Source organism: Collinsella aerofaciens (assembly GCF_018785265.1).
GTDB lineage: Bacteria > Actinomycetota > Coriobacteriia > Coriobacteriales > Coriobacteriaceae > Collinsella > Collinsella aerofaciens_AI.
This window is the reverse complement of the sequence record NZ_WQPK01000067.1, coordinates 1-1,266: the sequence shown is the minus strand read 5'-3', so window position 1 is coordinate 1,266 and position 1,266 is coordinate 1. Positions and strand designations below refer to the sequence as shown.

Below are 1,266 nucleotides of genomic sequence, written 5' to 3'. Positions count from 1 at the left end.
GGGGGCTATGTCTATTCGGTTGCCTCCCGGCACATCGCGCCGAGGGCCCACAGCCACCTCACGAGCTCGGCGGCGGTGGCGGCGTTCGCCTTCGCCTGGGGCATGCCCCTGGCGAGCATCTCCTCGCGGCGCCGGAGCAGGCGCTCGGAACCCTTCCTCCCGTGCATCCTTACCTCGAGCGGGACGCCGCTGCCCTTGGGCATCAGCTTCGGTTGGTGGCTCGCTTGGACGTAGCTCCAGGACCCCTCGACAGCCAACCTCCTGACGAGGGCGTTGCCGGCCCCGCTGATCCCGCCGAGGCGCACGGAGTCCGCGCTCGACCTCTGCTTCGGGGCGAGGCCGAAGTAGGACGTCACCTGCCTGCCGGAGCGGAACCTCGAGAAGTCGCCGACCTCGGACGCGAAGGCGGCGGCGAGCGCGAACCCGCACCCCTTGATCGACTGGAGCGCCTCGACCTCCGCCGAGAGGGGGCCCGCCGCGACGGCGGCCCTGTACTCGGCGAGGAGGTCGTCGCGCGTCTCGGCGGCCGCCTCGACCTCGCTCCTCAGCGCCGCAAGCGCCCGGATGCCGCCGTCGTCGGCGGGCCGGACCTTGTCGAGCCACCTGAGGAAGTCGTACGTCCAGTACCTCCGGGGGTTTCCGGCCGGCGTCGTGCCGCCGTAGGCGTAGCCACGGCGGGCCAGGAACGCCAGGAGCCGCTGCTTCGCCGCCGCGAGCCTCGCGGTCGCCGCGTCGTGGGCCCCGGCGAGGTCCCTGAGCCCCTCGATCTCGGGGGACGGCACCCATACCGGGGAGATATCGTGCGACAGTATCGCCTTGGCCATCCTGGCCGCGTCGTTGCGGTCGTTCTTGGACGAGAGGTCTGCCGCCGACCTCGGGACCTTGGAGACGGCCGCGACGACGCAGTCGACGCCGAGCCCGGAGAGCTCCCTCTGCGGGGCGAAGCCGAGGTAGCCGCTCTCGTAGGCGGCGAGCGACGGGCCGGGGAAGCCCGACATCCACTCCGCGACCTCGCCCCAGGGGTTGCCGCGGAACCTCCTCGTCACGGCCTCGCCCGTCTCCGCGTCGAGCGCGCAGACGGTGGTGGACCTGAGGTGTACGTCCATTCCGAAGGCGGTAGAATATCTAGGCACGGGAGCCTCCCAACCTCGTTGCGGCGCGGCTGCGCCTCTGGCACTTCAACAACATTGTCGCAGCCCCGACCCGCGGTCACGAGCGGGGGCTCCTGTCGTTTCCGTGCCCCTGGATTGGGTCATAGTGTCTGAC

General features: G+C 71.2%; 1 protein-coding gene. It reads right to left on the bottom strand.

The features are described 5' to 3' along the window. Nucleotides 1–11: 11 nt before the first annotated feature. On the bottom strand, nt 12–1,133 hold the full coding sequence (locus tag GPK42_RS09945; RefSeq protein WP_215694978.1) for an IS110 family RNA-guided transposase: 1,122 nt from the start codon (nt 1,131–1,133) through the stop codon (nt 12–14). Nucleotides 1,134–1,266 lie beyond the last annotated feature (133 nt).